General features: G+C 66.2%; 26 protein-coding genes. 7 read left to right on the plus strand and 19 right to left on the minus strand.

Annotated elements, in window-relative coordinates; translation table 11 throughout:
* Positions 1–19: 19 nt before the first annotated feature.
* Positions 20–721 carry a GNAT family N-acetyltransferase gene (locus BLT60_RS03410; RefSeq protein WP_090874773.1) on the minus strand — a complete coding sequence of 234 codons (702 nt, stop codon included), beginning with the start codon at positions 719–721 and terminating at the stop codon, positions 20–22.
* Entirely contained in the window at positions 718–1560 is an 843-nt protein-coding gene (locus tag BLT60_RS03415; protein ID WP_090874774.1) for an isocitrate lyase/PEP mutase family protein, read from the minus strand. Before BLT60_RS03415 ends, BLT60_RS03410 begins: the two co-directional genes overlap by 4 nt.
* A gap of 105 nt (positions 1561–1665) precedes the next feature.
* Here BLT60_RS03415 and BLT60_RS03420 point away from each other — a divergent pair, with 105 nt between their 5' ends.
* The gene (locus BLT60_RS03420) at positions 1666–2856 is read left to right on the plus strand and encodes a pyridoxal phosphate-dependent aminotransferase (protein ID WP_090874775.1); all 1191 of its coding nucleotides are present in this window, start codon (positions 1666–1668) and stop codon (positions 2854–2856) included.
* Positions 2857–2886: 30 nt separating this feature from the next.
* On the opposite strand, the gene BLT60_RS03425 is transcribed toward BLT60_RS03420, so the two are convergent.
* From BLT60_RS03425 to BLT60_RS03435, 3 genes are all read right to left on the minus strand, one after another.
* Positions 2887–3849, minus strand: coding sequence for a hypothetical protein (locus tag BLT60_RS03425; RefSeq protein WP_090874776.1), 963 nt, complete (start codon positions 3847–3849; stop codon positions 2887–2889).
* 38 nt (positions 3850–3887) lie between these two features.
* Complete coding sequence (locus BLT60_RS03430; protein WP_175478272.1) at positions 3888–4616, minus strand: acylneuraminate cytidylyltransferase family protein; 729 nt, start codon at positions 4614–4616, stop codon at positions 3888–3890.
* A 103-nt stretch (positions 4617–4719) separates the two neighbouring features.
* The gene (locus BLT60_RS03435) at positions 4720–5049 is read right to left on the minus strand and encodes a hypothetical protein (RefSeq protein ID WP_090874778.1); all 330 of its coding nucleotides are present in this window, start codon (positions 5047–5049) and stop codon (positions 4720–4722) included.
* 405 nt (positions 5050–5454) lie between these two features.
* Here BLT60_RS03435 and BLT60_RS03440 point away from each other — a divergent pair, with 405 nt between their 5' ends.
* From BLT60_RS03440 to BLT60_RS03450, 3 genes are all read left to right on the plus strand, one after another.
* Complete coding sequence (locus tag BLT60_RS03440) at positions 5455–5673, plus strand: hypothetical protein (RefSeq protein ID WP_090874779.1); 219 nt, start codon at positions 5455–5457, stop codon at positions 5671–5673.
* A 70-nt stretch (positions 5674–5743) separates the two neighbouring features.
* Positions 5744–5962 (plus strand): hypothetical protein, encoded by a 219-nt coding sequence (locus tag BLT60_RS03445; protein ID WP_090874780.1) that lies wholly within the window; start codon positions 5744–5746, stop codon positions 5960–5962.
* Positions 5963–6035: 73 nt separating this feature from the next.
* Positions 6036–6251 (plus strand): hypothetical protein, encoded by a 216-nt coding sequence (locus BLT60_RS03450; RefSeq protein ID WP_090874781.1) that lies wholly within the window; start codon positions 6036–6038, stop codon positions 6249–6251.
* 157 nt (positions 6252–6408) lie between these two features.
* Here BLT60_RS03450 and BLT60_RS03455 read toward each other — a convergent pair whose 3' ends face one another.
* The 4 genes from BLT60_RS03455 to BLT60_RS03475 all read right to left on the minus strand — a co-directional run bounded on the left by BLT60_RS03455 (position 6409) and on the right by BLT60_RS03475 (position 11015).
* A complete protein-coding gene (locus BLT60_RS03455) occupies positions 6409–7341 on the minus strand; it encodes a LysR family transcriptional regulator (RefSeq protein WP_090874782.1) in 933 nt (310 codons plus the stop codon).
* A gap of 394 nt (positions 7342–7735) precedes the next feature.
* A complete protein-coding gene (locus tag BLT60_RS03465; protein WP_090874784.1) occupies positions 7736–9271 on the minus strand; it encodes an MFS transporter in 1536 nt (511 codons plus the stop codon).
* 88 nt (positions 9272–9359) lie between these two features.
* The gene (locus BLT60_RS03470; protein ID WP_090874785.1) at positions 9360–9962 is read right to left on the minus strand and encodes an NADPH-dependent FMN reductase; all 603 of its coding nucleotides are present in this window, start codon (positions 9960–9962) and stop codon (positions 9360–9362) included.
* Between the two features lie 63 nt (positions 9963–10025).
* Positions 10026–11015, minus strand: coding sequence for a LysR family transcriptional regulator (locus BLT60_RS03475; protein ID WP_090874786.1), 990 nt, complete (start codon positions 11013–11015; stop codon positions 10026–10028).
* Between the two features lie 124 nt (positions 11016–11139).
* Between BLT60_RS03475 and BLT60_RS03480 the strand changes: the two genes are divergently transcribed.
* Complete coding sequence (locus tag BLT60_RS03480; protein ID WP_090874787.1) at positions 11140–11775, plus strand: malonic semialdehyde reductase; 636 nt, start codon at positions 11140–11142, stop codon at positions 11773–11775.
* 566 nt (positions 11776–12341) lie between these two features.
* On the opposite strand, the gene BLT60_RS03485 is transcribed toward BLT60_RS03480, so the two are convergent.
* Both BLT60_RS03485 and BLT60_RS03490 read right to left on the minus strand, forming a co-directional pair.
* Positions 12342–13196 (minus strand): hypothetical protein, encoded by an 855-nt coding sequence (locus BLT60_RS03485; protein WP_090874788.1) that lies wholly within the window; start codon positions 13194–13196, stop codon positions 12342–12344.
* 4 nt (positions 13197–13200) lie between these two features.
* Positions 13201–13635, minus strand: coding sequence for an ABA4-like family protein (locus BLT60_RS03490; RefSeq protein ID WP_090874789.1), 435 nt, complete (start codon positions 13633–13635; stop codon positions 13201–13203).
* 167 nt (positions 13636–13802) lie between these two features.
* Here BLT60_RS03490 and BLT60_RS03495 point away from each other — a divergent pair, with 167 nt between their 5' ends.
* Positions 13803–14495: a TetR/AcrR family transcriptional regulator gene (locus BLT60_RS03495; protein WP_175478273.1), complete on the plus strand. Its 693-nt coding sequence runs from the start codon at positions 13803–13805 to the stop codon at positions 14493–14495.
* On the opposite strand, the gene BLT60_RS03500 is transcribed toward BLT60_RS03495, so the two are convergent.
* From BLT60_RS03500 to BLT60_RS03525, 6 genes are all read right to left on the minus strand, one after another.
* Positions 14492–15040, minus strand: a complete 549-nt coding sequence (locus BLT60_RS03500) for an AAA family ATPase (protein ID WP_090874791.1) — start codon at positions 15038–15040, stop codon at positions 14492–14494. The two genes, BLT60_RS03495 and BLT60_RS03500, sit on opposite strands and share 4 nt — an antisense overlap.
* Before the next feature lie 59 nt (positions 15041–15099).
* Complete coding sequence (locus tag BLT60_RS03505) at positions 15100–16503, minus strand: TRAP transporter large permease (protein ID WP_090874792.1); 1404 nt, start codon at positions 16501–16503, stop codon at positions 15100–15102.
* Positions 16504–16507: 4 nt separating this feature from the next.
* Positions 16508–17137: a TRAP transporter small permease gene (locus BLT60_RS03510; protein WP_090874793.1), complete on the minus strand. Its 630-nt coding sequence runs from the start codon at positions 17135–17137 to the stop codon at positions 16508–16510.
* A 113-nt stretch (positions 17138–17250) separates the two neighbouring features.
* Positions 17251–18255, minus strand: a complete 1005-nt coding sequence (locus BLT60_RS03515; protein ID WP_090874794.1) for a DctP family TRAP transporter solute-binding subunit — start codon at positions 18253–18255, stop codon at positions 17251–17253.
* Between the two features lie 181 nt (positions 18256–18436).
* A complete protein-coding gene (locus BLT60_RS03520; protein ID WP_090874795.1) occupies positions 18437–18649 on the minus strand; it encodes a cold-shock protein in 213 nt (70 codons plus the stop codon).
* A gap of 296 nt (positions 18650–18945) precedes the next feature.
* Positions 18946–19581: a bifunctional 4-hydroxy-2-oxoglutarate aldolase/2-dehydro-3-deoxy-phosphogluconate aldolase gene (locus tag BLT60_RS03525; protein ID WP_090874796.1), complete on the minus strand. Its 636-nt coding sequence runs from the start codon at positions 19579–19581 to the stop codon at positions 18946–18948.
* A gap of 120 nt (positions 19582–19701) precedes the next feature.
* On the opposite strand from BLT60_RS03525, the gene BLT60_RS03530 reads away from it, so the two are divergent.
* The gene (locus BLT60_RS03530) at positions 19702–20331 is read left to right on the plus strand and encodes a biotin transporter BioY (RefSeq protein WP_244521119.1); all 630 of its coding nucleotides are present in this window, start codon (positions 19702–19704) and stop codon (positions 20329–20331) included.
* A 130-nt stretch (positions 20332–20461) separates the two neighbouring features.
* On the opposite strand, the gene ileS is transcribed toward BLT60_RS03530, so the two are convergent.
* Both ileS and BLT60_RS03540 read right to left on the minus strand, forming a co-directional pair.
* Complete coding sequence (gene ileS / locus BLT60_RS03535; RefSeq protein WP_090874797.1) at positions 20462–23614, minus strand: isoleucine--tRNA ligase; 3153 nt, start codon at positions 23612–23614, stop codon at positions 20462–20464.
* 159 nt (positions 23615–23773) lie between these two features.
* Positions 23774–26761: a PAS domain S-box protein gene (locus BLT60_RS03540; RefSeq protein ID WP_175478274.1), complete on the minus strand. Its 2988-nt coding sequence runs from the start codon at positions 26759–26761 to the stop codon at positions 23774–23776.
* Positions 26762–26843 lie beyond the last annotated feature (82 nt).

The raw sequence follows: 26843 nt of genomic DNA on the forward strand, positions 1-26843 counted from the left end.
GGTCCAGTTCCGATCGGCGTCACGTCTGGTCGCCCGCGGCCGCCAACGGCCGCTTCTGCCTGCCCGCGGCGTCGAAATTCGCCGGGTCGAGCCATGCCTCGAAGGCGGCCTTGCGCGCCGGCCATTCGCTGTCGAGCATCGAGAACCATGCCGTATCCCGGTTGCGTCCCTTGACGATCATATGCTGCCGGAAGATGCCCTCGAAGGTAAAGCCCAGCCGCAGCGCCGCGCGCCGCGACGGGGCGTTGAGCGCGTTGCATTTCCATTCGTAGCGGCGATAGCCGAGCGTCTCGAACACATGCCGCGCCACAAGATACTGCGCCTCGGTCGCCTTCGGCGTCCGTTGCAGGCGGCGCGAATAGACGATGCTGCCCATCTCGATCGCCCGCATTGCCGGGCGGATTTCCATCAGCGTGACGATGCCCTCCGCCGCGCCGCTGGCGAAGTCGCACACCGCATAGGCATGCGGATCGAGCCGAACCGCCGACTCGTCGAGCCAATTGGCGAAGACCTTGCCGTCGGCGAACGGTCCGTTGGCCATGTAGGTCCACAGCCCGTCGTCGCCCTTCATCGCCTGCCACAGCGCGTCGCCATGACGCGCCGGGTCGAGCTTCTCGATCCGGCAGTAGCGTCCGGCAAGCCCGGTCGCATCCGGCCGCGCGGCCGGCGTTGCATCGACCACCGACCCGACCGGCTGCAATGGATCCCCGTCCCGGCTCATGCCTGTCCTCCCTCTTCCGCGTCGCGCGCGAAAAGATCGTTGAGCGGCCCACCGGACGCCGCGCCGGCAAAGGCGTCGAACCGCCCCTCCGCAAGGTCGTCCGTCGCGGCGATGACCCCGGTCCATGCCATCCGCGCCAGCAGTCCGCCGACGCTGATCCGCCGCACGCCGAGTCCGGCGAGGTCCGCGACGGTCAGCCCGTCGAGATTTCGGGCGAGCACGTTGACCGGCTTCGGTGCGACCGCCTGAACGATCGCCGCGATGTCGGCGCGGGTGGTCGGTCCCGGCGCATAGAGACAGTCGGCGCCCGCCTCGGCGAAGGCGATGAGCCGGCGGATCGCTTCGGCCAGCGGCGCGTCGTGGCCGGTCAGGTAGCACTCGGCCCGCGCCGTCAGCAACACGTCCGCGCCCGAGGAATCGATCGCCGCCCGCGCCGCCGCGACGCGCGCCACCGCATGGTCGAATGCGTAAAGCGGGTTGGCCGGATCGCCCGTGGCATCCTCGATCGACAGGCCCGCGACCCCGGTCGCGACACACCGCGCGACATTGGCCGCGACATCGTCCGGCGTCGCCCCGTAGCCGTCCATGAAGTCGGCGTTGACCGGCACATCGGCCGCCCGGACGATCGCCGCAATGTGCTCGAGCATTGTGTCCAGCGGTACGTCACCATCGGCATGGCCGAGGCTCCACCCCGCGCCGGAACTCGTCGTCGCCAGCGCCTTGAAGCCGCGCGACTGCAGGTAGCGCGCGCTGCCGATATCGAAGGGATTGGGGATGACGAAGCAGCCGCCCTCATGCAGGGCACGAAAGACCCGTCGTTTCCCGGCCGTGTCTGGCATGGCGTTCCTGTCGGTTCCACGGCAGGTGATGCCGTTTGATTTCGGCGGATTTATGCGCCAAGAGTTGCGCCCGATTCAACGATAACAGGCCGGGAGGCTGCGTCCATGCTGCATACGATTCCGGGCTTCGACCGGATTGGCGAGGAGAATGCCTTCGCCGTTCTTGCCCGCGCCACCGATCTGGCCAGCCAGGGCCGCGACATCATCAACCTCGGCATCGGCCAGCCCGATTTCCGCACGCCCGACCATATCGTCGAGGCGGCGGTCAAGGCGCTGCATGACGGCCATCATGGCTACACTCCGGCCAACGGCATCCGGCCGCTGCGTGAAGCCGTCGCCGCCGACACCCTCCGCCGCACCGGCGTCGAGGTCTCGCCCGACCGGGTGATGATCGTCCCCGGCGGCAAGGTGACGATGTTCTCCGCCATCCTGATGTTTGGCGAGCCCGGCGCCGATATCCTCTATCCCGATCCCGGCTTCCCGATCTATCGCTCGATGATCGAGTTCACCGGCGCCAATCCGATCCCGATCCCGATCCGCGAGGAAAACGGCTTTGCCTTCTCGGCCGAAGAGACGCTCGCGCTGGTCACGCCGCAAACCCGGCTGATCATCCTCAACTCGCCGGCCAACCCGACCGGCGGCGTCACGCCGAAGGTCGAGATCGACAAGCTGGTCGCCGGCCTCGCCGACTGGCCGGACGTCGCCATCCTCTCCGATGAGATCTATGGCCAGATGACCTATGACGGTCTCGACCATGTCTCGCTCCTCACCTATCCGGAAATCCGCGACCGGCTGATCCTGCTCGACGGCTGGTCGAAGACCTACGCGATGACCGGCTGGCGCATGGGCTGGTCGATCTGGCCGGACGCGCTCTACGACAACATGCGCAAGCTGGCGGTCAACGCCTGGTCCTGCGTCAACGCCCCGTCGCAATTCGCCGGGCTGGCGGCGCTCACCGGCCCGCAGGATTCGGTCGGCGCGATGGTCGCCGAATTCGACAAGCGCCGGCAGATCGTCGTCGAGGAATTGAACAAGCTCCCCGGCGTCTCCTGCATCGTCCCCAAGGGCGCCTTCTACGCCTTCCCGAACATCAGGCAGACCGGCTTCAAGGCCAAGGCGCTGGCAAAGACCATGCTGGAGGACGAGGGCGTCGCCATCATCGGCGGCCCGGATTTCGGCATCCTCGGCGAGGGCTATGTCCGCGTCTCCTACGCCAACTCCGCCGAGAACATCCAGCGCGCCATGACCCGGATGGCCGACTTCCTCGCCCGTCACCACAACAAGGCGGCGGAGTAGGCAGCCGACACCGCCAGGCTCCCCTGACGATCAGGACGCGGCGATTCCAGCTGGCATGTTTCGTCGTAGCGCGTCCAGGATCGCGTCGGCCATCCGCTGAGACGAACGGCGGTCGGGATCGACGTGCAGGTGGTGGTCGAGAAACGCCGTCGATGCGTCCGGCGCCCCGCGACAAGCGTCGGCCACAAGAGCGCGAAGCTCGTCGGGGCTCCGCGCGATGCGGAAGGCACCCATCGGGTCCGCGAATTCGCAGAGCTCTTCGCCGGGCCTGGGAAAGAGGACCACCGGCGTGCCGATGGCGAGTGCCTGGTGCACCGTCATCGATGGCCGCGATATCAGGAGCCGTGCCTTGCGCAAAAGCCGCCCGATCGGCTTGTTCGAGGGAACCGCGTCCGGCGGAACACCCACCGCGGCCGGATGCGCTGACAGGACGACTCGCCCCTTGCCGCGACAGGCGCTCAGGACCTGGGGGAACCAGGACCCGGCTCCCTCTTCCGCGCGCTCCGGCGGTGCGTTCTTGTAGTTGACAAGGATCGGCCCCTTCCGCCGGGCCGGTCGCCGCTTCGCGAGACGCTTCTCCAGAACCGGCGAGCCGACGACATGGACGGGAACATCGAACGCCGCCTTTGCCGTCGGCGCCCAGACAAGCATCTCGTCGACCTGACGGTACCTGTCGGGCAATGCGAACCGCGGCGCCTCGACCACCCCGATCACCCTGACACCGGCGCCTTTCAGTCTGCCGATTGCATCGACGAGCATGGGTGGCCCCCAGTCGGCCGCGAGAACGATAATGTCGCCGGGGCGGGCCGCCGCCTCCATCGCTGCGACGTCGATCCATGAACGACCGATCCCGTCCAATACGTCGATCGCTCGCGGGTGAACCGCGACCAGGCTGACCGGGTGGCCCGCCCGCTCCACAAGTCTGATGGTCGCGCGCAGGATCTCCAGATGGGTTTCGCTGTGAACGACGAAGAACAGTCGCCCCGTCCGCAACCCTTGTCTTCCCACAACCGTCGATTCATTGCCCGATGTCATGGGTCGATCAGGTAGCGCGCGACGATCGATGGTCGCGGCTTCGTCTCGATCAGCGCTTTGACGATCTCGAAGTCGTCACGATCATTGATGTCGAGCCCGGTGATCTTGTTCTCGACGATCGCGCGGATGCGCTGCCCCATGTAGGCCGCCCCTCGCTCCAGCCAGAGATTATGGCGCAGGACATCGAGATTGAACGGGCTGAAGACGTCCTGAAACTCGCTCCGCCGCATCACCGAACGACCGCGATCCCAGGACTCGAGCAGCGGTTCCAGCCACCCGTCGCGGTTGATCACGCACACGCGGGCGTCCGACTGGCTGACAATACGGACCGAGTCGATCTCCGGTGAGGTCCTGAGGTGATCCAGCGCGGCGTGAACGCTGTCGACGCTGCGGAACGGGTTCGTCGGCTTCAACCTGATCCAGATGTCCGGCATCGGGATCCCATGGCGCGGCAGGTTCTCCGCGAGATCGGCGAGAATATCCTCCTCCATCGCCGTATCCCCGCTTGCCCGCGCTCCGCGCAGATAAGGACAGTCGGCGCCGTAGCGGCGAGCAATCTCCGCATAACGCTCAGAGTCGGTGCTGACGATGACGCGATCGATGTTGAGCGCGCGGCCGAAGGCGATGGCATAGGCAAGCAGTGGATGACCGCCGATCGGCAGGATGTTCTTGTCGGGCAGCCCCTTCGATCCGGCGCGCGCAGGCACAAAAGCATAGGTCAGCATCGGCGAGTCCCGGGAGCCTTGAGGCAGGAGCCACACTAGCATGCCGGCCAGGGGCCGGCATCAGGACGCTATGCCGGTAGAACTGCAAGGACCGGCTTCTACCTCATTCCGCCTGCGGCGGCTGCGGCGGCAGGTCGTCCGGCGCAATGACCGGCGTCTCGCCGCTCTCCGGTGGCGCGATGGTGATGTCGTCGTCGCCCGCAGGCTCGGGGGTCAGCACGCCGTCGCAAGGATCCAGCATGTCGCTCAGAGTCGGATCGTCCGTCGGGTCGAGCGGCGTCTCGTCCGGCGTCACAAGCCCGTCGCCTGGTTGCGGCGCGACGACGCAGTCCTCCGGCCCGGCCATTGGCTCGTCGTCGGCAAGCGCCGTTAGCGGCGAAGCGACGAACGCCAAGGCGGCGATCGCCGGTATGAGAATGCTTGGGAACGTCATGGCGATTTCCGTTTGTCGGTTTCAGGCGCCGCCTCAATGTATCAAGGAGCGCCGGCCGCATTCGTTCCCGCCAGGGGGCGGAAACGCACTCCGCCATGGCGGCCGATCACGCCGCGTTGGCGTCCCATGGATCACCACCGATACACGTCATCGTGACATAGCCGGCGAAAGCCATGCGGCGTCGCCGGCAGGCGCCAGTGATCCGTCCGCGCCTTTGCTGCGAAGCCGAGCAATCCCGCCACCCCGCGAACGCGTCGGCTGGCCACCGCAAAAGTTTCAGGATTCCACCCATCATTTTTGTGATGGATGAAGTCATCTTTTTGCGCATTCCGGTTCCCGTTACCGACCCCATCTCCTCGCTGCACCGACAAACTCGTCGGCTAACTTTCGCAACGGAGAACGACAATGAAGACCCTGATCATCGCAGCCACCGCCAGTGCCGCACTCCTCATGGGCGCCAGCGCCGGCTTCGCCTCCACCAGCCCGGCCCAAAGCCTGACCGTCGACCACGTCGCCGGCTACTCGCAGCTTGCCGCCGCCGGTACAGCCAACGAGCAGTTCCGCTGCCTCGACGCTCAGAACAGCACCGACGCGCAGATCAACCCCAACCTCTCCTTCTGCTGACGCCGCTGCCTGACAGGCAAGTCCGCCTGTCACTTCTGACAACCACAACGCCACTAAAGGAAATCACATCATGAAAAACCTGATCATCGCAGCCACCGCCAGTGCCGCTCTCCTCATGGGCGCCAGTGCCGGCTTCGCTTCCACCAGCCCGGCCCAGAGCCTGACCGTCGACCATGTCGCCGGCTACTCGCAGCTTGCCGCCGCCGGTACCGCCAACGAGCAGTTCCGCTGCCTCGACGCTCAGAACAGCACTGACGCGCAGATCAATCCCAACCGCACCTTCTGCTAACGCCGCTGCCTGACAGGCAAGTCCGCCTGTCATTCATCGACAAGCAAGAACGCCTACAAAAGGAACTCACATCATGAAGACCCTGATCATCGCAGCCGCCACGGGCGCCGCTCTCCTGATGGGCGCCAGCTCGGGCTTCGCTTCCACCGCCCCGGCCCTGACCATCGACAACGTCGCCGGCTACACGCAGCTCGCCGCCGACTCCAACAACGACCGCTTCCGTTGTCTGGAAGCTCAGAACAGCACCGACGCGCAGATCAATCCGAATCTCTCCTACTGCGTCAGCTGATGGACGATCGAGACCGGGCGCGTCGCAGCGTCGCGCCCGGTCCGAACACGAAAATCCCCGCGTGATCCTTCCTCAAAGGGGATTGATCACGCAGGGATTTTTTCTTGCCTCGTTACCAGGACAGTCGCCGCGCCGACAGGTATTCGCCGGCTGACAGTCAGACGCTTTCGACCATCTCCTCGCCGCACCCGACACAGTCCTGCAGCTCCTTGCGCAGGTGGTCGATGAGCCAGCGCCCGGCGCGACCGGGCGGGCGTCCCCGGACATAGACGATATGGATAGCCAGGTCAGGTCCGGACTGCTCCTTGAGGTCCAGCACCTTCAGCCGTCCCGACGCGATGTGCTCCCGCACCATGTGGGTCGGCATGCGGCGACACCAACCAAAGCCGGCAAGCAGGAATTCGAGCCGCGTCGTCAGGTCGGCGAACCGCCACTTGCGATGACTGACGATGCCGCCGCTGAGACCGTCCGCGATCGAGGTGCGATCGGTCAGGACCAGTTGCACCTCGCGCTCCAGGACGTCGCGACCGAGCGGCCCTTCGATCGCCGCAAGCGGGTGATCGGCGGCGACCACCGCCACGGTCGGAATCCGGACCAGATATTCCATGTCGCGGTTGTCGGCCACGTCGCCGAAGGGAACATAGAGCGCCAGCCGCGCGGTTCCGTCGCGCAACCGCTGTTCGGCATCGCTCAAGCCCTCGGTGTAGAGCGTCACCGGCAGGTCGGGGAATTGCCGCGCCAGGTCCTTGAGGCTGCCGGCCAGCACCTCGACCGGAAAGATCGCATCGACCGCCAGGGTCAGTTCCGGCTCGATGTCGGAGTTGATGCTCTCGGCCCGGGCCTTGAGCGCCCCGGCCCCTTCGATCAAGCGCCGCGCGTCGGCCAGAATGACCCGTCCCGCGTCATTCAGTGTCGGGATCTTGCCGGCACGATCGAAAATCGCGGTGCCGAGAGCGGTTTCCAGCGTTCGCATCGATTGGCTGATGGCGGACTGGACCCGCCCCAACTGGCGGGCGGCTGCGGAGAAGCTGCCGGTATCGGCAACGACGGCGAGAATCCTCAATTGATCGAGGGTCAATGGGTCGAGCAAGGGACTGTGAACCTGACTGATGAATACCCTCACTATTTGGCTCATTCCGCCCGCGCTTCAAGCGACCAAATAAGTCACAGTTTTTGATTGCTGACAGAACCAGGACACACAATCGTGAAAGCTTCGGTGATCGCGGCCATAAGCACGGCCGCCATCCTTTTTGGCGTCGCTTCGGCGGCCGCGGGCGACGGTCCGCTGATCGGCCGATCCGGCGGTATCTGGGGCGCAGGCACACCCGATATCCGGCTCCTGACGCCAACCGGCTATGAGTCGCGTGAGAACAGCTCCCAGTTCCGTTGCACGCCGTCGAGGGCGCCGGCCGGCGCCTCCAGTGATGGCCCGGAAATCGTCAGGGTCTGCGCGCCGGGCAACCGGTGACAACCCGCCGCCACGCTCAGGCTTCGTTGGTTGAATCCGGCTCGGCCGGCGTCCCGGCCGGCAGCGATATCCATCCTGCCACCGCCGCCAGCAGCGCCCACGCCGCGACCATGATCATGCCGGTCCGGTAGCCGTTGAGAAACGCCGCCTCGGCGCCGGCGCGCAATGCGTCGTCGACCGCCGGCAACAGGCCGAAGCGCGGCGCGCCATCCGGCGCGGTCGTGCGATAGACGAGGCTCGCCAGCGCCCCGACGACAGCGACAGCGATGACCCCGGTCAACCGGCTCGCGGCATTGTTGACGCCGGACGCAGCGCCCGACTTGCCTTCTTCCGCCGCGTTCATCACCGCCGTGGTGAGCGGCGAGACGACGATCGCCATGCCGAGCGACAGCACCAGCAGCGGGACCAGCACCCCGATCCAGAAATTCGCCAGCCCGAGCGCCAGCCCGGCACAGGCGGCCGCGACCAGCAGTGGCCCGACGGTGAGAAACAGGCGCGGCCCATGGCGATCGGCGAGCGCCCCCATCGGCCGCGACAGGAAGCCGATGATCAGCCCCAGCGGCAGGAAGGCGAGCCCGGCATCGGCGACGCTCATCCCGCGCATCACCAGGAGGTCGAAGGGCAGCAGGAACAGCGAACCGCTGAGCGCGCCGTAGAGCAGCACCGTGACGATGTTGCCGCCGGTAAACACCCGGGAGCGGAACAGGCTCGGCGGCATCACCGGGTTAACCGCCCGCCGCTCGATGGCGACGAAGGCGGCGATCAGCGCCAGGCCGACGACGATCGCGGCCAGCGCCGGCAGCAGCGAACCATCCGTCTCGCCAAGCCCGATTAGCCCGTAGGTGATGGCGCCGAAGCCGAGCGTCGCGGTGGTCGCGCCCTGCCAGTCGACCGGACCATGCGCCGTCTCGTCCCGGCTCTCAGGCACATGCCTGTAGGTCAGCCAGATCGCGATCGCCGCGATCGGCAGGTTGATCCAGAAGGCGACCCGCCATGACAGGAGGTCGATCAGCAGACCGCCGATCGGTGGCCCGAGCGCCGTCGTCATCGCCGAGGCCGCCGCCCAGGTACCGATCGCCCGGCCGCGGCTTTCCTTCGGGAAATTGGCGGTGATCAGCGCCAGGCTTTGCGGGACGAGCAGCGCCGCACCGATCCCCTGCCCGATGCGCGCGGCAATCAGCAGGTCGACGGTCGGCGCCAGGGCGCAGGCCACCGACGCGACAGTGAACAGGACGATGCCGATCAGGAAGATGCGGCGCCGGCCAACGCGGTCGCCCAGCCCGCCACCGACCAGCATCAGCGCGCCGAGCATCAGCAGGTAGCCGTTCAGCACCCACTGCATGTCCGCGATATCGGCATTGAGCCCGCGCTGGATCGTCGGCACAGCGATGTTGACCACCGTGCCGTCGATGAAGGCCATCGAAGAAGCGAGGATCGTCGCCGCCAGGACGAACGGCCGGGACGCCCGCGGGCAGGCCGACGCCTCGGGACCGGGCGCAACACTGCGGAGCGCACCGCGTCCTTCCGGAAACAATGGTCTGTGCGTCGCCATGCTCTTCCCCGGCCTGAACGGAAGGGGAGAATAGCGCCTGCGACCGGCAGGACCAGCCCGGCCGCTCGATCGCGGCCGGGAGCAGGCGTCAGGCCGCCTTGGCCACGGCTTCCTTGCCCCGCGCTGCCTTGAGCGCACTCGTCCACCAGATCAGCTGGTCGAGCATGGTATCGGCGGTTTTCTGGACGGGCGCGAACAATGCCGGGTCGACCGGGGCTTCCAGCTTCATCATCGACAGGTAGACGTCGATCGGCAGGTGGACCGCATGCTTCACCGGTCCCATCTGCAATTCGATGGCGATCAGGCGCATATGCTCGACGGACCGCGCCCCGCCGACGCTGCCATAGCCGACGAAGCCGATCGCCTTCTGGGCCCACTGATTATAGACCCAGTCAAACGCGTTCTTCATTTCGCCGCCGGCGCTGCGGTTGTATTCCGGCGCGACGACAATGAACCCGTCCTGGGCATCGATCTTTTTCGTCCAGCGCGCCACCACCTCGTTCTCGTAAGGCTCGGTGATGTAGCCGGGCGATACCGGCTGGTCGAAGAACGGCATCGGATAGTCGCGGAGATCGAGGAATTCCGCCCTGACCTCCTTGCGCTTCCCGAGTTCGTCAAAAATCCAGCGCGCCGGCTTCTCTCCGAAACGGCCTTCGCGTGTGCTGCCGAGAATGACGGCGATATTCAGCATTGCACCATGTCTCCGGTCCTGCGTGGCGACCCGGCGACGGGAGGGCCGCAGGGTCAGTACCGGTCAATGTCCTTCCGTCAGGACCTCGGGCAAAGTGCTCAAATTCTGATCCATACCATCTGTCTGGCTGATGGGTTTCGTCGCAAGCCCGTGTCCGACGCATTGCGGAATCCGCCGGCGGATGCGGTCCATCAACCATCGCCCCGCGCGTCCCGGCGGCCGCCCGCGCTCATGCACGATGTGGATCGCGAAGTCGGCCGAGCTCTTCTCCTTGAGGTCGAGCACCTTCAACCGCCCGGCGGCGATATGGTCGCGCACCATGTGGGTCGGCATGTGGCACCAGCCGAAGCCGGCGAGCAGGAAGTCGAGCCGTGTCGTCAGGTCGGCGAACCGCCACGTTCGGTGGCTGACGATGCCACCGGAAATCCCGTCCGAGACCGACGTCCGGTCGGTGAGCACGAGCTGGACCGCCGCCTCGAGTTCGTCGCGGCCGATCGGGCCGTCAATCGCCGCCAGGGGATGGTCGCTGGCGACCACCGGCGACGTCGGTATGCTGACCAGATACTCCATCTCCCGGTTCTCGCCGATATTGGCGAACGGCACATAAAGCGCCAGGCGCGCCGCCCCGTCGCGAAGCCGCTGCTCCGCGCCACCCAGTCCCTCCGTGAAGAGCGTCACCGGCAGGTTGGGGAATTCGGCGGCGAGATCCCTGAGGCTGTCGGTCAACACCACGATCGGGAAGATCGCGTCGACCGCCAGGGTCAGCTCCGCCTCCATGTCCTGGACGATGCTCTCGGCCCGCGCCTTGAGCGTCGTTGCCCCGTCGAGCAGCCGCCGCGCGTCGGCAAGGATCACCCGGCCGGCGTCGTTGAGCTTCGGCACCTTGCCGCTGCGGTCGAAGAGCGGTGTCCCCAGCGACGTTTCAAGCGACTGGATCGACTGGCTGATTGCCGACTGGACGCGGCCGAGCTTGCGTGCCGCGGCAGAGAAGCTGCCGGCCTCGGCGACGGCGACGAGGCTGCGAAGTTGGTCGAGGGTCAGGGAATCAAGCATGTTCTATCTTCTCAACTGATGGATAAGAGCAGTATTTGGCTAGTTCCATCGATGGTTCAAGAGCCCCACCTTCCAGAAAAGGAAGGGCGGCGGGGCCGCTCCCTGAAAAAGCATGAGGGGACCTATGAACCAGGTTGTGAACTTCAAGAATTTCGATGGCGCGCATCCGCTGCCGGCCAAGCTCGATGCCGAGGCGCTCGACCGCTTGTTCCGCGAGGCGCGGACCCACAACGCCTTCCTCGATACGCCGGTGCCGCACGCCCTGCTCGAGGAGGCGGTCGAACTGGCCAAGATGGGCCCGACGGCGGTCAACACGTCGCCGCTTCGCATCGTCTTCGTCGAGACCGACGAGGGCAAGGCGCTGCTTGAGCCAAGCCTGGCCGAGGGCAACCTCGCCAAGACCATGGCCGCGCCGGTGACCGCCATCGTCGGCTTCGACATGGCCTTCTACGACAAGCTGCCGAAGCTCTTTCCCCATGCCGATGCCCGCGCGTGGTTCGTCGGCAACGACGCCTTCATCGACCTGACGGCGCGGCAGAGCGGCACGCTGCAGGCGGCCTATTTCATCCTGGCCCTGCGCGCCGTCGGCCTCGATGCCGGTCCGATGGGCGGCTTCGACAATGCCAAGGTCGACGAAGCCTTCTTCGCCGGCACGACGGTGAAGTCGAACTTCCTGATCAACATCGGCTACGGCGACGCAGACAAGCTGTATCCCCGCAGTCCGCGCCTCGACTTCGAGGAGATTGCCAGCTTCGCGTGATCAAGCGCGGTGTTTCGCGTCGAGGTGAGTCGTTTGGCAGTTCCACTGCCATCGACCGCCTCTCCCCGGTATCCCCGCTAGTCCCAATCGCCCGAGTTGCAGCTTTTCACGCGGCCCTGTCCGGTCCATCATCTCCCTACTGCAAGCGTTGATCGAGCCTGAACGGGCAAATCGGGTGATCGAGATCGGCGCGGAGCGGAACCGCCCCGGCGGCGCGGCGAAAGCCGAGGAACCGGAATGCCCGGCGGAGTTGCTTTTGACCATGAGCGTCAGCAATGCCGACCGTGATTGAAAGCAGGCCGATGCTCCCGTGAACGGCGGCACAACCGTTCGGCGGGCGTCGCGAGGGACCGCAAGGTCCGGAACGGCGGTGGAAGGGACAGCGCCTCCAGCGATGGAGGCAAGGTTCCGGACACATCAGAACCGGGATGGCCATGACAGCGCGCCTTCGGGCCGCGCAGTCGGAACCGAACCGGCCTGACAGGGAGGCGTCGGCTGGGGAAACCCGGGCGACGCCTTTCTGCCGTTTGCGTCTCCGCAAGCGCGGCCCGGACTCTCGTTGCCCCTTACCCGAGGAAGCTGAGAAAGGGCTGGCCGGCCAGCGCCTGTGCGGTGGTCGCCACCGTCAGCGCCGTCAGCGCAGCGGCACCAAGCCACACCGCGGACCGGCCCCATCGATTGCCTGCGACCAGAAGACCGAGCAGCGGCAGGATCTGCATCGCGTGCATGCCGAAGAAGTGGCCGACCCGAAGGTCGCCGCCCTCCCGCGTCCAGCCGAAGATCGGCACGCCGCCAGCGTCACTTGCCGCCGCCGCCACCCAGTGGCTGCCATTCGCCGAGATCGCGATACCCGCGGCCGTCCCGAGCACGAAGGTCAGCACGAGTCCGAGCACCACCGAAAGCCGGAAGGCCGGCGAGAGGTCGCGGCGAGGATGGCGGATCAGCGCGATCCCGAGGACCAGCGCCATGCTGGTCATGGTCACCGAACCGAGCCCCATCAGCGAGTACATCGCGCCTTCCAGCGCCGTCGTGTCATTGAAGTGCGAATGGACGCCCCGCCCTGCCTGCAGGATCATGTAGGCGATCTCGAACGTCGCCGCGATTGTCGCCGCGACCGCGTAGCCGTTGAGCAGTCGCCCCTTGCGATTCGTTTCCGGCAGATACCCCCAGAGCCACGCCAGCGTCGCCAGGAACAGCCCGATCGACACCTCGAACTTGAGCGGCTTGGTCCAGACATTGATGCCGTTGAGGAGGCGGTCGTCGATCAGGTAGGCGGCGTAGGTCGGCACCATCAGCGCCAGCATCGCCAGTCCGGCACCCCACAGGAGTGGCTGGCGTCGGCGCCCTTCGGCGTCGATGCGGGCAACAAGCGAATGCGGCGGCGTGATGCTGCGGCTGGACGAGAGCGTGATCATCGACATGGCGTCAGGTCTCCAGAGCGAGGCGCGGCGTCCGCGCGAAACGGATGATGAGGAAGAGAAGCAGCCCGACCGGACCGAACAGGAAGGTCAGCGCCAGGCAGGGGATGACGAGGAGATGCGGAATGCCTTCGGCCCGCGCCGTCCGCACCTGCCACGCGCCGACGAAGAGGTCGAAGGCGAGGTAGTGCAGCCAGCCGGCGACCAGCAGCGCGTCGGACTGGAACAGCGTCCGCACGGCCTCGATGCTGGAAAAACCGCCGTCGGCTCCAGCGAAATAGGCGCCGATCAGCGCGGCATAAGCGACGCCGAGCAGCGCCGGGATCAGCAACCCGCTGATACCGTCAACCACCAGCTTGCGCCCGGGAAAGACCACCAGCCCCAGCCACCCGACAAGGGCGACCGGGTTGGCGATTGCAAAGATCGTTTCGAACTGGGACATCCTCCACCTCCATCTTGACGGCGACTAGATGACGGGACCACTACCCGTCGATGTTTACGCTGTCAAGATTTATTCTTGACGCTGTCAGGATCGCGATTATCTTCGCGAACAGGAGTCGGCGGCCAGGGCCAGGCCCGCCGGGAAGAAACAGGACCGAAAGGCAACGCATGGCGACACCACGAACCGACCCCGCCAAGGCCCCCTCAGCGCCGGCAAGGACCGCCGCCGGCTACCATCATGGCGACCTGCGGGCGGCACTCCTCGCCGCCGCCGAGCTGGAGCTGGCCGAGAAGGGCGTCGACGGTTTCACGCTGCGCGGCTGCGCCCGCCGCGCCGGCGTATCGCATGCCGCCCCCGCCCATCATTTCAAGGATGTCCGCGCCCTGCTCACGGCCCTGGCGGCGATCGGCTTCGCGCGGCTGTCGGCCAGCATGGCGGACTGCGCCGAGGGCATCCCGCCCGGCGGCATCGACTACATCGTCGCCATCGGCCGCGGCTATGTCCGTTTCGCCGTCGACAACCCGCACCTCTACAACCTGATCTTCCGCTCCGCCCTGCTCGATTGCGACGATCCCGTCCACGGCGCGGCGGGAGACTCGGCCTTCGCCTATCCGGTGCGCGCGGTCGGCGCCTATCGCGGCTCCGACGACCCGATGTCCGATCCCCAGCTTGCCGTTGAGGTCGTCGGCATCTGGTCGATGGTCCACGGCCTCGCCGGATTGCTCATCGACGGCCAGTTTTCGAAGCACACCGGCAAGACGCAGCAGCAACTCGCCGACGAATTGGCCCCCGCACTCACCCGCCAGTTCATGGAGGGCCCCGCGAAGCGGCCTGACCCTGCAGGCGAGCCGCGCTGCTAGGCGCTCGCCTGGACCAGTCGCGCGAGCCGCGCCGGTCGCGATCCGCCGATCTCGACAATGCGCGGCCCCTGCTCGAGCAGCCCCAGATCGTCGTCGCGGAGAATGCCCGCCAGCCTGGCGTCGACGGCGCGACGCAGTTTCGGGTATTCGATTGTCGCTTTGATTTCGTCGGGCTGCGACAGCGGCAGCCACGCGATCAGGTCGAGCGTCGACAGGGCGGCTTCGATCCGTGCCAGCAGCTTGCCGGATGGCGCCCACTCGACACCCTCCTTCTCGCCAAGCACCTCCAGATAGGCGATGAAATCCAGCGGGCAGCGGTCGAAGATCATGTCGGCTTCGGAGGTACTGCCGAGGATGACGCGGACGCTGTGCTCCAGTTGTTCGGCAAAACTGTCGATCGTCGGCGCGTCGGGGAAAGCCACGCCCTGTTCGGCCAGGTCCCAGTAGGGCTCCTGCGCGTGCTCGTAGTGCCGGTGCGTATCGAGGAAGTCCTCGACCAGCGTCGTCTTGCCGCTGCCATGGGTCCCGGTGACTGCGATCCTGATGGCGTCCTCCCCGACCGGCTTCCCTCCCGGGACTTTCTAACGCCCGACGCTCATCGCGGCTACCGCGTCGTGATCAGTTCCGGCCCCATCAGCGAATAGGGCAGCCAGGTCGAGATCGCCGGCACATAGGTGATCAGGATCAGGAAGAAGAACAGGATCACAACGAACGGCGCCGCCGCCTTCACCACCTCGACCAGGTTCATGCCGGTGATACCGGAGGTGACGAACAGGTTCAGCCCGATCGGCGGCGTCACCATGCCGATCTCCATGTTGACCACCATGATGATGCCGAGGTGGATCGGGTCGACTCCGAGTTCGATGGCGATGGGGAACACCACCGGTGCGACGATCAGCAGGAGGCCCGACGGCTCCATGAACTGGCCGCCAAGCAGCAGCAGCAGGTTGACCGCGATCAGGAAGGTGAACCAGTTGAAGCCGGCGCCGATCATCCATTCGGTGATCACCTGCGGAATGCGTTCCGAGGTCAGCACATGGGCGAAGAGCAGCGCGTTGACGATGATGAACATCAGCATCACCGTCGTCCGCCCGGCTTCGACCAGTACCTTGCGGGTGTCGCCGTGGAAGCAGGCGGGCAGGAAGCGGAGGACGATCAGGGAAGCGTTGCGGAAGGCCGCGGCGCCGAGCGCCTCGCCCTCGTGCCGCCACGGCACCCCCTTCAGCGGCCCCATGTCGCGATAGACGAGCACCGCGATGAGGAAGGCATAGACCGCCGCGACCGCCGCCGCCTCGGTCGGCGTGAAGGCGCCGCCATAGATGCCGCCAAGGATGATGACGATCAGGAACAGGCCCCAGCCGGCGCCGACCGCGGCGTCGAACAATTCGCCGAAGCCGCGCCAGGGCTGCGCAGGCATGTTGCGGATCCGGGCGAAGATGTAGATCGCCACCATCAGCACCAGGCTGGCGACCAGACCCGGGATGACGCCCGCCAGGAACATCCGGCCGACCGAGACATCGGTCGCCGCCGCGTAGACCACCATGACGATCGACGGCGGGATCAGGATGCCGAGCGTCCCGGCATTGGCCACCACCCCGGCGGCGAAGGACTTGCTGTAGCCGACCTCGCGCATCCCCGCGATGGCGATCGTGCCGATCGCCACCACGGTCGCCGGCGACGAACCGGAGAGCGCGGCGAAGAGCATGCAGGAGAAAACCGCCGCCATCGCCAGCCCGCCACGGAAATGGCCGACCGAGGCAACGGCGAAGCGGATGATCCGCCGCGCCACGCCGCCGGTCGCCATGAAGGCCGAGGCCAGCACGAAGAAGGGGATCGCCAGCAGCGTGTAGTTCTGCGACGCGGTGAACAATTGCAGCGCCACCGAGGAGATCGAGTCGTTGGAGAACAGCGCGATCGCCAGCACGCTCGACAGGCCGAGCGACACCGCGATCGGTACGCCGAGGAAGAGAAGCACCAGCACGGCGATGAAGAGGAAGGCGGTCTCCATGCCGCTAACCGCGGGTCTCTGGCTGGTCGGCGTGCCCCGCGTCACCGCCGGGTTCGACTTCATGCGCGGCGATGATCGTCTCGCGCTTGCCGCGAAGGATGGCGACCAGCGCCTGCAGCGACCGGAAGGCGAGAAGCGCCAGGCCGATCGGCAGGATCAGGTAGGCGATCCAGCGATGCACCCGCTCCTGAAGCCCGAAGGCCTCCTGCATCCATATCGGAAAGCGCAGGTCGTCGAGACCGATTCCGATCTTGTGCATCTTCTGCCAGTAGTCGATGGCCCCGCCCCGCGCGTCGATGCCGAAGACCGTCAGCCAGTCTGACGACAGCAGGATCACTGCGTAGAGGAGCGTACAGAGCGCGCCGAACACCGCGGCGGCGCGAAACAGGCGCGAGGGCAGCATCCGGATGAAGACGTCGACGCCGAGATGCGCGCCGACCTTGATGCCGTAGGACATGCCGAACAGGATCAGCCAGGCGAACAGGATCCGGGTGAATTCGAGCGCCCCGGTCCAGCCCGTGTTGAACACGTAGCGGGCGATCACCTGGGTGAAGGCAACGATGGTCATCGCCGCCAGCAGCGCTGCGATGACACTTTCCTCCAGTCGGTCGATCAAACCGCCGACACGTCGCATCCCGGTCCCCCTCGGCATCGCCGTTCCCGGCCGCTTGCCGCGCCCCTGCCGTCAGCCGTCGTCAATGCCGATCGCCCGCGCGGACCCAGGCCGCGCGGACGCTTGGCAACTGCTCAGTTCGACGAACCGTTGGCGGCGACCGCCGCGTCGATCAGGTCCTGGCCGATATCGTCGGTGAATTTCGCCCAGACCGGCTTCATCGCCGCCACCCAGGCTGCCCGCTGCTCGGGGTCCAGTTCACGAATTTCCTCGCCGGTATCGGCGATCCGCTGCCGGTTGCCCGCCTCGATCTCGGCCACGCTGGCATTGGCCTCGGCCGTCACCGCATCGACGATCGCCAGGAATTGCGTCCGCGTGTCGTCGTCGAGCGAGTCGAGAAATTCCTGCGAGGTGACGAGGAGATAGGCGAGGAGCTGGTGGTTGGTCTCGGTGATCCCGTCCTGCACCTCGAAGAATTTCTGGGTGTAGATATTCGACCAGGTGTTCTCCTGTCCGTCGACGACGCCGGTCTGCAGCGCGCCATACACTTCGGAGAAGGCGAGCTTCTGGGCATTGGCGCCCATCGCCCCGATCATCGCCTCGGCGACATCGGAGGTCTGGATGCGGAATTTCAGCCCGTCCGCGTCGGTCGGCAGCAGCAGCGGCTTGCTGGCCGAGAACTGCTTGAGACCGCTCGACCAGTAACCGAGGCCGGTCAGTCCGACATCGTCCATGACGAGCAGCAGGTCCTTGCCCTGGTCGCTGTTGACGAAACGCTCGACCGCGCCAAGGTCCTGGAACAGGAACGGCAGGTCGAACAGCCGGTATTTCAGCGTATAGGCCTCGAACTTCGACAGCGACGGCGCCGCAAGCTGGACATCGCCGAGCAGCAGCGCTTCCATCACCTTGTCGTCGTCATAGAGCGTGGTGTTCGGGTAGACCTCCATGCAGAGGACCCCGTTCATTTCGTCATTGACCCGCGCGGCCAGCTTCTCCGCGGCCTCGCCTTTCGGATGGCCCTTGGCGGCAACGACATGGCTGAACTTGACGACGCGTTCGCCGTCATCGCAATTCGCCGAGGCGGCGGCGCCGCTCCCCAGCAGTCCGGCGGCCGCGACCGCTGCAAGAATTCCCCTCATCGCACGTCCTCCTCCGAGCTTCTTCTTGTCAGACGACCTTACCGGACTCTCGGAATGCGCGAAACGGGATTTCGTTGATCGGAAAACGTCGACCACAAACGACAAACGCCGCCGGGGTGACCGGCGGCGCCTTGTAATGCCTGCCCGCGGCTGCTGGAAGCCGCGCGCGAAACGGTCTCGCTTAGACGAGCTCGAGCTTGACGGCCTTGGGGCCCTTGCCCATACGGTCCGGCTCGACCTCGAAGGTCACCTGCTGGCCATCGGCGAGATGGCTGATGCCCGAAGCTTCGAGCGCGGTAACATGAACGAACACGTCCTTCGACCCACCTTCCGGAGTGATGAAGCCGAAACCTTTGGACGAATTGAAGAACTTCACGGTGCCAGTCTGGCGCATTCTGGGATCCTTTTCCCTGGTGTCAGTCGGATGCGGCCTCCGCATCCGTTAGTGAAAGGCAGCTTGGTGTCGGGGAAAGGAATAAGCGTCTTATCACGACCCCCCGAGGTGTGCCCGGGATCAGCGAGGGGTTTTTATCCTCGCGCAGTTTTCCAGTCTCCGGGGTTCAAAGTGCCCGAACATGCTTCATATGGCCGCATATGGAACCAAACGCAAGAAATTTTGATTCCGCTTTGCACAACGCAAAGGTCGGACATTAAATGGTTTTTGCCGCATTTTACGGGTCTGCCCGCGATTCAGCCGAGTGAAGCGGCCTCGCGGGAAAGCGCGGTAATCCGTGTCCAGTTGCCCTGGCTGACCGCATCGGCCGGCGCCACCCACGACCCGCCGACGCAGATCACATTCGCCAGCGCAAGGTAGTCGGCGGCGTTCTTCGGGCCGACTCCGCCGGTCGGGCAGAACTTGATTTCCGGCAAAGGTGCCCCAATCGCCTTCAGGTAACTCGTGCCCCCGGCCGGCTCGGCCGGGAAGAATTTCAGCGCGGTGAACCCCTGCTCGGCCAGCGTCATTGCCTCTCCGGCCGTTGCCACCCCCGGCAGGAACGGGATCGGCGCATCCCTGGCGGCGCTGATCAGGTTCGGCGAAGCCCCCGGGCTGACCAGGAATTTCGCTCCCGCCTCGACTGCCGCCTCGAGCTGGCGCGGTTCGAGCACGGTGCCGGCGCCGACGTCGCAGCCCTCGACCTCGGCCGCAATGGCGCGGATGCAGTCGAGCCCGGCCGGGGTGCGGAGCGTCACCTCCAGCGCCGTCAGGCCGCCGGCGACCAGCGCCCGGGCGAGCGGCAGGGCGACTGCGACGGACTCGATGGTGAGGACAGGGACGACCGGGGCCGCGGTGAGAATCGAGAAGAGACTGGCTTCGCGTGCGTTCATCGGGCCTGTTTAGCCAAGAGCCGCCGCCGGCGCAAAGTGGAATCGCATCGCCGCCTTGTCGCGGCGCAACATTCTTTCTATAGCTGGCGCAGAGAATTCGACGCTCGGGGAACACCAACAATGTCCATGTCATCGAACGCATCGGGCCGCGCCGCCCTCGCCGAAACCCTGCTGCCCGAGGGCTTCGCCCGGGCGCTCGGCGCGATCTTGCTGGTTCTGGCCGGCACGGCGGTCATCGCCATCGCCGCCAAGATCCGGGTTCCCTTCTTTCCGGTGCCGATGACGCTGCAGACCCTGGCGATCATGGCGCTCGCCGCCGGCTACGGGTCGCGCCTCGCGGTCGCCACCGTGCTGGTCTACCTCGCCGAGGGCGCGCTCGGCATCCCAGTCTTCACCAACACGCCGCCGGCCGTCGCCGGCCCGGCCTATTTCCTCGGCCCGACGGGCGGCTTCCTGCTCGGCTTCGTCGTCATCGCCTTCGTCGTCGGCCGTGCCGCCGACTGGGGCTGGTCGCGCTCGGCTCCGAAGCTGATGGGCGCCATGCTGGTCGGCGAGGTCATCATGATGGCCCTCGGCTTCGCCTGGCTCGCCTGGTTCGCCACCCTGTCGAACGGCGCCACCGGCCTCGGCCTCAGCACGGCCTTCTCGGCCGGCGTCGCCCCCTTCATCCTCGGCGACCTGCTCAAGATCGTGCTGGCCGCCCTCGCGGTCCCGGCCGTCTGGATGCTCTTCGACCGCAAGGACGCCTGAGCGCGCTGCCAGGACGCACACCGGCAAGAGCCGGAGTCCGGCGGCGCACGGTAACGCGCGCCGCCCCCTTCGGTCGGTTCGGTACTGAGTCCGCTGATGAGGCGCGGGCCGTGAAACAGGCCCGCAGCGCCTACCCCGCCACCGAGACGCCGATGGCGATCGGCTCGTCGGCGAGCTTCCCTTCCGACACGAATCCGCCCGGTGCCTCGACCGCGTCATAGGCGACCGCAAGCGTCTCCTGCTTGACCGTATCGAGATGGGCGGCGATCGCGTCGTTGGCCGCGGCGCCCGCCTTGACCTCGATGCGGATCCGGTCGGCGACATTGAGGCCGGCGTCCTTGCGCGCCACCTGCACCAGCCGGATGAAGTCGCGGGCCACGCCCTCCTGCTCCAGCGCCGCGTCGACCGCCGTATCGAGGACAATAACGCCGGCCGAAGCATCGAAGCTCGCCGCGTCGAGGCCCTCGGCCGCGCGGAAGCGCAGCTCGTACTCGTCGCCCTGGATCACCTGGCCCGCGACCTCGACGGCGCCGCCGCCGACCGCGTGCCAGTCGCCGGCCTTGGCCGCCGCAAGAATGTCCTTCATCGCCTTGCCGACCCGCTTGCCGACGATGCGCGAATTGACCGCCAGCACCTCGGAGCCGAAGGCCGAGGGATCGTCGGCGAAGACCACTTCCTTGACGTTGGCCTCCTCGGCGATCACCGCGCGCAGCGGCTCAAGCGTCGCATGCCGGGGATGCGCCACCGTCAGCTTGCGCAGCGGCAGGCGGTTGCGCAGGTTCTTCGCCGTGCGGATCGAGGCCGCCGCCGAACAGGCGTCGCGCGCCAGGTCCATCCGCGCCACCAGCGCCTCGTCGACCGCGAAGGCCGAGGCGTCGGGCCAATCCTGCAGGTGTACGCTGTCCCCGTCGCAGAGCGCCCGGTGGATGGTCTCGGTGATGTACGGCAGGAACGGCGCCATCGTCCGGGTCACCGTCACCAGCACGGTGTAGAGCGTGTCATAGGCCGCCTGCTTGTCGGCGGTTTTTTCCGACGACCAGAAGCGCTCGCGCGAACGGCGGATGTACCAGTTGTTCAGCGCCTCGATGAAACCGGGCAACGCCGCGCAGCCGCCGGCGAGGTCGAGCGTGTCCATCGCCCCCTCGACGTTGCGGACGAGTTCGGCCGTCTTGCCGAGGATGTAGCGATCGAGATCGGCCTCCGCCGTGGTGATCATCTTCCCCCGGATGCCATCGATATTGGCGTAGAGGGTGAAGAAGGAATAGGCGTTCCACAGCGGCAGCAGCACCTGGCGCACCGCATCGCCGATCGCCCGCCCATCGCGCGGCATGGCGAGGTCGCCGCCGGACAAGAGCGGCGAGGAGATCATGTACCAGCGCAGCGCGTCGGCCCCGTGGGTGTTGAACATCTCCACCGGGTCCGGATAGTTCTTCAGCCGCTTGGAGAGCTTCTGCTTGTTCTCGTCGAGCACGACGCCATGGCAGATGCAGTTGCGGAACGGCGCCTTGTCGAACAGCGCCGTCGCCATCACCATCAGTGTGTAGAACCAGCCGCGGGTCTGGCCGACATATTCGACGATGAAATCGCCGGGGAAGTGGCTGTCGAACCAGTCCTTGTTCTCGAACGGATAATGCACCTGGGCGAACGGCATCGAGCCCGACTCGAACCAGCAGTCGAGCACATCCTCGACCCGGCGCATCGTCGACTTGCCGGTCGGATCGTCCGGGTTCGGCCGCGTCAGCTCGTCGACATAAGGCCGGTGCAGGTCGGTCGGCCGGACGCCGAAGTCGCGCTCGATCTCGTCGAGCGAGCCATAGACGTCGATGCGCGGATATTCGGGATTGTCCGATTTCCACGCCGGGATCGGCGAACCCCAGAAGCGGTTGCGGCCGATATTCCAGTCGCGGGCATTGGCCAGCCAGTTGCCGAAGATGCCGTCCTTGATGTGCTCCGGCATCCAGGTGATGTCCTGGTTGAGCTCGACCATCCGGTCGCGGAAGGCCGTGACCTTCACGTACCAGGAGGGGATCGCCTTGTAGATCAGCGGCTGGTCGGTACGCCAGCAATGCGGGTAGTTGTGCTCGTAGGTTTCGTGGCGCACCACCGAGCCCTCGGCCTTGAGGTCGCGGATGACGTCCTTGTTGGCGTCGAAGACATTCATCCCGGCATAGGGCGGCGCCTGGTCGGTGAAGTTGCCCTCGAAGTCGACCGGATCGACCACCGGGATGCCGGCCGCCTGCGCCACCGCCATGTCGTCCTCGCCGAAGGCCGGCGCGATATGGACGACGCCGGTGCCTTCGCCAAGCTCGATGAATTCGCCGCCGAGCACGACAAAGGCGTTCTCGGTGTCGGAGAAGAACGGGAAGAGCGGGTGATAGCCCCGGCCGATCAGGTCGGCGCCCTTCAGGCTGCCGACCTTGACCCAGTCCTCCAGCTCCTTGGCATAGTGGTCGCGCGAGGCGTCGGCGAGGATCCAGTGCTCGCCCTGCTTCTCCATCAGCGCATAGTCGGCTTCCGGGTGCACCGCCAGCGCCAGGTTGGACGGCAGCGTCCAGGGGGTCGTCGTCCAGGCCAGCAGCTTCGGCGCGATCGTCTCGCCGCCCTTCGGATGGAGCTGGAAGGTGACCGTCAGCGCCGGGTCCTGGCGCGAGCGATAGGAATTGTCGAGCCGGGTTTCGAAATGCGACAGCGGCGTCTGCGCGGCCCAGGAATAGGGCACCACCCGGAAGCCCTCATAGACCAGTCCCTTGTCCCAGAGCTGCTTGAAGGCCCACATGGTCGATTCCATGTAGGTGAGGTCCATCGTCCGGTAATCGTTATCGAAATCGACCCAGCGCGCCGCCCGATTGACGTAATATTCCCAGTCGCTGCGGAACTGCATCACCGAGGTCCGGCAATGCTCGTTGAACTTGGCGACCCCGTATTTGAGGATGTCGGTGCGGCCCGAAAGCTTCAGTTCCTTCTCCGAATGGAGCTCTGCCGGCAGCCCGTGGCAATCCCAGCCGAAGCGCCGCTCGACCATCTTGCCGCGCATCGTCTGGTAGCGCGGCACGAGGTCCTTCACGAAGCTGGTGACGATATGACCGTAATGCGGGAGCCCGTTGGCGAAGGGCGGCCCGTCATAGAAGACGAATTCGTCCGCGCCGGCGTCGCGGCGCTGGTCGATCGAGGTCTGAAAAACCGCGTTTTCCTCCCACCATTTGCCGACCGCTTCCTCGAGTTTCGGGAAGTTCGGGCTGGCCTCTGCGGGCGGATAGACGGTCGTCTTGGTCGCGTCGTTCATGGCACTTCAAAAGTTGGGAAAACCGCCGGATCGATACAGTCTTTGGCGTCGAAACGCCACCCCGGCCGGCGTCGCGGCGGCGGGCGGGTCGCCGTCACGCTGGCCGGCCCCCGAAGATGGTGATTCCCGCGCCTTTCGCAACGGCGCGGCCAGAAGCCCTCAGCCGGCCTTGGCCACGACCGGCGGCGGGTCGTCGTCGAAGACCTCCACCCGGCCCCGGCCCCTCGCCTTGGCCTCATAGCAGGCCATGTCCGCGTCCTTGAGAACGCTCGATGGCGTCCCCCCTGTGTCGGGGATCTGGCGCACGCCGATGCTGGCGCCAACGCTGAAGGTGCGTCCCTCCCAGTCGAACCGCGCGCTGACGATCGACTGGATCAGCTTTTCCGAGATCGCCGCCGCCTGCTTCGCCGGGCAGTCGAGCAGCAGCAGCCCGAATTCGTCGCCGCCAAGCCGCGCCGTCAGGTCGTGCCCGCGCACACATGCCTTGAGGATCGCCCCGATCTCCTGCAGCAGCGCGTCACCGGCAGCATGCCCGGCTTCGTCATTGACCGGCTTGAACCGGTCGAGATCGATGAAGCACACACTATGGATTCGACCCTGCCTTGCCGACTCCCTGCAGGCTATCTCCAGTTCGCGCTCGAAGGACACCCGGTTGCGCAGCTTGGTCAGGTCGTCATGCGCCGCGGAATGCGCGATCTGGCGCTGGAGCTTCCGCTCCCGTGTCGTGTCCTGGAAGACCAGGACCGTCCCGATGACCCGGTCATCGGCGGTCTTCACTGGCGCCACCGTGTCGCGTATGTCGATCCGCTTGCCATCCTTGCTGACGAGTTGAACGCCCTCGGTCGCCGACACCGGCGCAAGCGTCGCCAGGCATTCGCTGACCGGACCGCCGAGACGCTCTCCGGAATGCTCGTCGACAATGCGGAAGATGTCGCCGACCGGTCTGCCGATCGCCTCGGCCGGCCGCCAGCCGGTCAGTCTCGCGGCAATCGGATTCATGAAGGTGACGATCTGGGCCCGGTCGGTACAGATCACCGCGTCGCCGATCGACTCCAGGGTAACGCGCAGGCGTTCCTTCTCCTCGGCATAGGCTTCCGTCAGCGCCATCTCCTGGGTGATGTCCCAGTTGGCGCCGACGACGCCGGTCAGGGCGCCTCTGGCGTCGCGAACGAACTCGCGGGTCGACCGGATATGGCGCAATTCGCCCTCCGGGGTGACGATCCGGTAGCCCCGGCTGTCGTCCGGCTTCCCCGCCATGACGGTCGTCAGATACGTGTCGAAGGCGTCGCGATCGTCGGGATGGATGAGATACCGCAGATTCTGCGGCTGGAAGGTCTTCGCGTCGGTGCCATGCACCAGGTGGTTGCCCTCGTCCCACCACACGTCGCCGGTCGCCGGGTCGAGTTCCCACAGCCCGACCTTGCCGGCCCGGGTGGCGCGGCTCATGCGCTCGGACAGGATGCGTATCTTCTCCTCGCCCTCCTTCTGGCCGCTGATGTCGGTATGGGTTCCGATCAGGCGTAGCGGCTTTCCTTCCGCATCCCGGCCCATCACCTTGCCGCGGTCGAGAATCCACACCCAATGCCCGTCCTTGTGACGCATGCGGAATTCGTTCTCGAAGGAATCGACCAGGCCCGCGCGGTGCCCCTCATCCTTCCGGATGACCTGCTCGACATCATCCGGGTGAAGGTGCTCCAGCCACAGCTCGGGATCGTTGCCGAACTCTTCGTCGGTATAGCCGATCAGCGCTTTCCAGACCGGAGACAGATACGTCTCCATAGTGGTGAGGTTGACGTCCCACACCCCCTGCCGGGCACCCTCGAGGGCGAAGTTCCAGCGGCTCTCGCTCGCCGCGAGCTGCGCTTCCGCCTCCTTGCGGGCCGTGATGTCCTCGATCTGGGAGATGAAATACAGCGGCGCCTGCGTTTCCTGGTCGCGCATGATGGCCACAACCAGCAGCGCCCAGACGATCGACCCGTCCTTGCGGAAGTAGCGCTTCTCCATCCGGTAGGAATCGATCTCGCCGGCGATGCAGCGCCGGACAAGGTCGAGATCGGTGTCGACGTCGTCGGGATGGGTCAGATCCTGGAACGTCTTCTCGCGCAGTTCCTGCCATGTGTAGCCGAGCAGGTCGCAGGTCGCCGGATTGATGCGAAGCCAGCTTCCGTCGAGCCCGACCAGCGCCATGCCGATGGCCGAATGTTCCATCGCGCTGCGGAACCGCTCCTCGCTTTCGGCGATTCGGGCCCGATCGCCGCGGAGCTGGGTGACCAGCAGCGAGATGGCGAAGGGAAGGACGATCGACAGCGCGGCCGAGACATGGAACGCGTTCTCGTCCAGGATGGACCCGCCTGACGGCACGTGGGTGTCGCCGGAAAATCCCGCGCCGAGCACCACGAAGAGGCCGAGCGCGGAGACCACGGCGGTGGCGAACGGGCTGAGGCGCATCGCCGCGGCGGCCAGCACCAGGGCCAACAGGACGAACGGATAAGCCAGGAACCACGCCGCTCCGTAGACGACGAACACGGTCGTCAACGCGAAGCCCGCAAGTTCCAGGGCGTTCCGTCCGGTCAGTGCATTGCGAACCGTCTCCGGCGTCGCCGACAGGACCAGCGGAAGGACGACGATCGCCCCCATCGCCGAGGCGCTCCACCATGACGCCAGGATGGCAGCGAATGTCCCGCCCTGGATGGTGACAAGAATGGTGGCGCCGGCGGCCGCGCCGATCACCGGCGTCAGCAGCGCCGCCACGGCCTGGACCCTGAAATAGGCCGAGAGATCGTCGCGAAATCGCAGGTCCGGCCCATACCATAACCTGATGATCGAGGCGGCAAGAAGCACTTCGAGCAGGTTGGCTGCCATCAGCCCTGCAGAGGTGACCCCGCCCGCGCCGGAAGCGAAATGCGCGGCAAATCCGGCGACGAAGATCGCCGGCGCAGTCAGCGCCCATGCGGCCTTCTCCTGACGCATCAGGAACGTCAGGGCCAGGGCATTGGCGATCCATATTCCCGCGACTTCGCCCGGCAGTCGCGTGGCGCTTCCGACCAGGACAGCCGCGAAATAGACCGCACCGGCGAGGAAGGCCGCTGCGGCGGCCTTGTGAAAGAATCCCTCGGCCTTCTGTCTATCGCTGACTACGTCGTGCATGCATTCTCGCTCTGACCACCGTCGCGCGACTCTAACCATGTCCGACAAAGCTAAAGAACTTGCACAGTCAGATGGTTAATTG

Origin of the sequence: Bauldia litoralis (genome assembly GCF_900104485.1) — a bacterium.
GTDB lineage: Bacteria > Pseudomonadota > Alphaproteobacteria > Rhizobiales > Kaistiaceae > Bauldia > Bauldia litoralis.